The organism is Paraburkholderia mimosarum LMG 23256 = NBRC 106338, from assembly GCF_000739815.1.
Taxonomy (GTDB): domain Bacteria; phylum Pseudomonadota; class Gammaproteobacteria; order Burkholderiales; family Burkholderiaceae; genus Paraburkholderia; species Paraburkholderia mimosarum.
In genome coordinates this window covers 1-4,967 of the sequence record NZ_BBJJ01000166.1, presented here as the reverse complement: position 1 = coordinate 4,967, position 4,967 = coordinate 1, and the positions used below count along the sequence as shown (strand labels likewise).

Genomic DNA, 4,967 nt, shown 5'->3' with positions numbered 1-4,967 from the left:
CTCCTCCATAGTGTGACTGGCGAGAAATTGCGCCGTGCGTTAGCGCGAGAGAGGACTGCGGTCCGGTTCACGGCGCGCGAGCGTTCCTGGGTTTCACTTGGCGACCCAGGCGACGCTTTTCGGATTGAAGGCAATGCTCCACGAATGCTTCAGATTTGCGTCGACGCGAGCTGTGGAACCATTGCCGTTGGAAACACGGGTGGTGATCGGGTGTTGCAGGGCGTGCACTGAACCGCCGCGTGCCATACTGTCGGCCAGTAACATGCCGTCCATAGGTGCGCGCAGCGTGTGGATCCGTTTCATGTTCGGCCTCCCGCGCCTGGAGGAGCGTTGGTTGGGATCGAGAGTAAACGGGCGAGCTGCCACCTTTATTCAACACGCCGAGCGAAAAAGAACAGCGATGAGAATCGTCCGTGTGCCGACGCCAAACGTATGCGAACCGTTTCGGCGTGGGCGTTGCGCTGTTCGAACTGTATCGGCCGACGTGCCTCGTGCAATCGGAGTTGCTTCTCCGCACAATTGGTCCCGCCGGGTGTCAGATTGCGCAGTGGGCGAACTACACGAAGTTATCGCTCGAGATGTACCTTCAATAATGCTGGTCGGCTCTGGGCGCGTCACTTCGGTGCGAAGACGAATGGGTCAAATCGACCCAACTCGGTCGCTCGAAGCGTGCAACCTAGACGGCAACTTTCGGGGTCCAGCAGACGTCCGCGCAAACCTGCTTGCCGCCACATGCTCGGTCAGACGATCGCCCGTCCGAACATTCGTTCGGAGTTTTGAGTGCGGTGACCAAGGCCGAAATCCCTAAAAATGATACTTCTCGCTTCGCTGTTTGAACGCCTGCTCTGACCCCTCCATGATGTTCAGGACAGCCAACGTGACAGGCCCCCGGTCGAGACCACCCTCTGCAAGCAGACGGCCGCGGCCCTCGCTAGCTTCAATGGCGTAAATAAGCTCTGCGTCCGCGTTGACCGGAAGGTTGGCGTTGTGAGTCGCGATGATAAGCTGGCGACGAGACTTGACGCTTCGGATGAGCGGGACGAGGTCGCTGAAGATGTAGCTAGCATCCAATTCGTCTTCGGGCTGGTCAATGACTATCGGGCCACTTCCTTGCACCAGCATTAGATTGAGCAGCGCCGTATTGCGCTGACCTTCTGAAAGGAGGCGTCCACCTGCGCCGCTCATCTTTCCCGCGCTGACACCATCAGGCCGCATGAGTTCCACGTCCACGAAGTCCGCGACTCTCGTAAGCCGAACTTCCTCCCAAGTGCGGCGCGTCGCGTCAGAGTCGAGATGCGCGAGCAGTTCGGTGAAGTTTGAATACAGCACTTGCGGCGCCTCGATCAGATCGTCAGCCGACGTCCGCCATAGCTCGATCAATTCCCATGGTGAGTTGGCCGAGGCGTTCTTAGCATGGGTTTCAAACAGTGCCGCACCGATTTCGTCCCAGTTCTTGCCTAATCGCTTTCGATTGTCGTGCGGATTTAAGCGTTGCCATATCTCAAGAAACGAGGTTTCATCCCGCATGAAGTTCACTTCAATTGACGTTGCTTTCGTGGCGCTCTGGATTCTCTCGCAGGCAAGCTTCCGCGCCTCGAACTGGTCGCGCCATACTTTGTGAAGGGCTGCGAGCTTGTCACCCCAACCAGCGGCCTGCGAAGTGAGGTCGTCAAACTGCTTCTTCTCCTCATCCAACTCGCGCTGCTTGCTCTGTCGCTGTCGGTCGACCTCCTGCAAGCGGGTAACGTCGTCAGGCTGAAGTCCCTTCGCCTTGCAGGCATCCACGAACCGCTGCTCGGCTTCATTCAGCTCCTCGCGAATCACCGGCCACTGAGACGTCTCGCCGAAGTTCACCCCCAACGCGAGACGGAATTTAGATGCTGCATCCTTCAGCGCGTATTGGTACTCCTGACGCGCGACCGACATGGCATCGTGCGCTTGGCGCAGCCATTCAACCTGAGGCCATTCATCAGCCGCCTCAGGCATTGTGGGTTGATTAGCTATCTCTTCGTCAGCCAATCGCTCGACCGCTGCGGCATCTGCTTCGGCTGCTGCGATGACGTCAGTCACAAATGTTGACGCACGCTTCGCCCGCTGCTGCACAGCCGCGTCGACTTGAATGTCTTTGCGTGCCTGCCACTGCCTTCCCAGCTCCTCGACCTCCTGTGTCAGGCGCTGCACCTCACTTTTGATCGCCTTTGCCCGATGCGCGGCTGCGCCTAGCTGCTCAAGTTGCCCTTTTAGGTCGCGCTCGCTCCTTGCAAGGATTGCAAGGACGTCACCGGTCGCCGCATCCACGAGCCTCAAGACATGGTTTTGACCTGGCTTCGCCAATCGAGTGAGTTCGCCCTGACTGAAGAACTGCACCTGAATCTGCTCAAGCACCGTATTCAGGTCGGCGACCTCACGGTCTGCAATGAACCGACGGTGCTCTGACTGTTTGATGACGACCGTGTCAAGGACACCAGTCGATGCCTCAAAAGTGACGTGGACTTCCGCATTAGCGCCCTCGAGTGTCTTACGCAGACTGTCATGCTTCTGCTTGATGTCTTCTGGCAGTCCATCAGCGGGCTTTGTCTCTAGTGCAAACCTCAGATACTCGAGCATTGACGACTTACCAGTCCCTCGTCCACCAATGATGCAGTTGAGGTTCGGGGAGAAATTCACCTCTTGGTCATCAAGGAACGCGGCGCCCTTGACTCGAACGCTGATGATTCGCGGATGGGCTTCTTGGTCAGACGGACAGGCGTCTGTCAGCCGGATTCGCGAGTCGCTATCTAGGAACGCTTGTCGTAGACCCTCGATAGAGGGTTGGGACATCTTCAGCCAACTGCTCCTGTAGCCCAACGAGTTGGGGTTCGGCTTACCATGCTCGTCGGTTTGCAGAGACTTGGTATCGGACGACATAATGTATGCAGGCGGCCTTCCGACTCGCTTCCAACTCGAGTCGGTCCCTTCCAGCACTGCCTTTGCCTTCGACTTTAGAGGAAATTCGCTGACCTCAACGCAGAGAAGATTAGGCAGCGCAAAGTCGCCGATATTCGCCGAATCGTCGCAGATGCCTCGATTGCTAAAGGCGTGCGCAGCAATCACGATGCCGCCACATTCGTCCTGCACCTTAGCAAGAATTGTGCGTAGCGAAACGGCCGCATTGTCGTGCCTCAGCTGAGCCGGTTGGCCGGCGTTGAAGCGAGCGGTGGGGGCCAGCCCGAGTGTGCTGAGGACATCACTGATCCTTGCCAGCTTCTCCCCCTTCTTGACGGGCTCAAATAAACACAACAGGTGGTAACCGATGTCAATCTCGAATCCAGGGAAAATCACAAGGGGTTGGCGACTCTCTTGCTCTGCGACCGTCTTGTTTTGCTCAATGAGATGCGTCAGAAACCACTCACGCGGATCAGTTCTCGAAGAAAAATTGTGGTCCGTCACGCCGATTACATGGAGTCCAACGGCATGACAACGTTTGAGGTATACGCGTGCTTTCGCCTGAATGTCCGTCTCGGTCCGTGGCTCTGCAAGCTTTGTTTCGTCGTCCAGCCAGTGTTTGGAGTCCTCTGGCGTCTGGATCTGCAAGTCACAGCGAACCCATCTCATCCCATCGTACTCGGCCATATCTCGACTCCTCCGTCCTAGAAATTTTTGCCGTCGGCACATGCATTCGTTTCAAGCCCTGAGTCTCTATGCCCAGATCCCGGGTGTACGGGCATTTGACCGGGCGAGATCGAAATGGCATTTACGCGTGCAGGCGGCGGATCATGCTTCAACTTGGATTGGGGATGGCGGACCGCAACGACTCGCCAATAATGGCCGAAGACCGCAGTCGGTGATGTATCGGTGAAGCACCTGTTCGACGTAGGAGTTTGGCCATGCTACTAGTATTATCTAAGACTCGCAGTACGAGGCGCACCGCTCACGTTGGCTGACATACCCGTATGAAAGAAAATGACGCGGTTTTGGCTTTGCTCGCTCAAGCAAAGGTAGTAGCGCAACGTTACTACAAGCTGACAGGAAAGCCGCTAGGGATAACCGGAGAGGTGGCGGAGTATGAAGCCGCACGTCTGCTTGGTGTTTCGCTTACTCCCGCGAGGCAAGCTGGCTATGATGCGACCGAGCTCGTCGATGGAAAGCTGCGAATGTTGCAGATCAAGGGGCGGTATCTTCCGAGTGGCTGCACGCCCGGTCAGCGGCTAGGATCGATTCAACCAAACAAGGAGTGGGATGCTGTGTTGATGGTCCTGCTGGATTCCGAGTTTAATGCCGCGTCAATTTGGGAGGCTGATCGTGCTGCGGTTCTCGATGCCCTCGCGGCCCCCGGCTCGAAAGCTCGAAACGAACGTGGCGCACTAGCTGTCACCAAGCTGAAATCGATCGGTCGTCTGCGATGGCCACTTTCAGCGGTAGACGCCTAGGCGGTGATCCGCGCACGAAGGTCCGTTGTCTGGGCGGTGTAGACGTTCGAATGTCTCCCTGAAAACGCGGTCGAACGTCCGTAGATGGCCGGGACCTGCCTGCTGGCGAACGCTGGCAACTGGCCGCCGCCGTCCCGTCGGCGAATGCGCCAAACCGCCCAGTCCCGGAGGTGTCTTTCCAGCTCGGGCCCGGTCTTACTTCCGGACCACGAAAGCGTCGCCGATCTGGCGCGCGCGCTTGACTTCATCGCTGTGCAGATAGATCGAGGTCGTCGACACGGACGCGTGCCGAAGGTTGTCGCGCACGGTGGTCAGTTCCGCGCCGCGACCCAGCGCGTGCGTGGCGTGCGTGTGGCGCATCCAGTGCGGGCTCGCGCGGCGCAGCTTGTCGGCGAGGGGCGGATGGTCGGCTTCGATGGCATCGGCCGCGAGCCGGAAAAAACGACGCAGCACGCCCCACAGCCGCACGCTGCTGATGCTGGTGTGATTGTCGGCGCCGCTGTCGGCAGGGGTGCCCCCGTCGAGACTGCCGATAACGGGTGTTTCCGGGCGCCAGCG

The 4,967-nt window shown here is 58.2% G+C and carries 4 protein-coding genes; 1 reads left to right on the top strand and 3 read right to left on the bottom strand.

All coding sequences use genetic code 11. From position 1 onward, the window contains the following. Positions 1 to 93: 93 nt before the first annotated feature. Positions 94 to 303, bottom strand: coding sequence for a hypothetical protein (locus BMI01S_RS35880; RefSeq protein ID WP_156123899.1), 210 nt, complete (start codon positions 301 to 303; stop codon positions 94 to 96). 501 nt (positions 304 to 804) lie between these two features. Then, the gene (locus tag BMI01S_RS35870; protein ID WP_028233002.1) at positions 805 to 3,612 is read right to left on the bottom strand and encodes a TrlF family AAA-like ATPase; all 2,808 of its coding nucleotides are present in this window, start codon (positions 3,610 to 3,612) and stop codon (positions 805 to 807) included. Positions 3,613 to 3,932: 320 nt separating this feature from the next. Here BMI01S_RS35870 and BMI01S_RS35865 point away from each other — a divergent pair, with 320 nt between their 5' ends. Beyond that, the gene (locus BMI01S_RS35865) at positions 3,933 to 4,409 is read left to right on the top strand and encodes a hypothetical protein (protein ID WP_028215468.1); all 477 of its coding nucleotides are present in this window, start codon (positions 3,933 to 3,935) and stop codon (positions 4,407 to 4,409) included. 195 nt (positions 4,410 to 4,604) lie between these two features. Here the strand turns inward: BMI01S_RS35865 and BMI01S_RS35860 are convergent. Next, a partial coding sequence (locus BMI01S_RS35860; protein ID WP_042292746.1) for a tyrosine-type recombinase/integrase occupies positions 4,605 to 4,967 on the bottom strand: 363 nt, incomplete at its 5' end.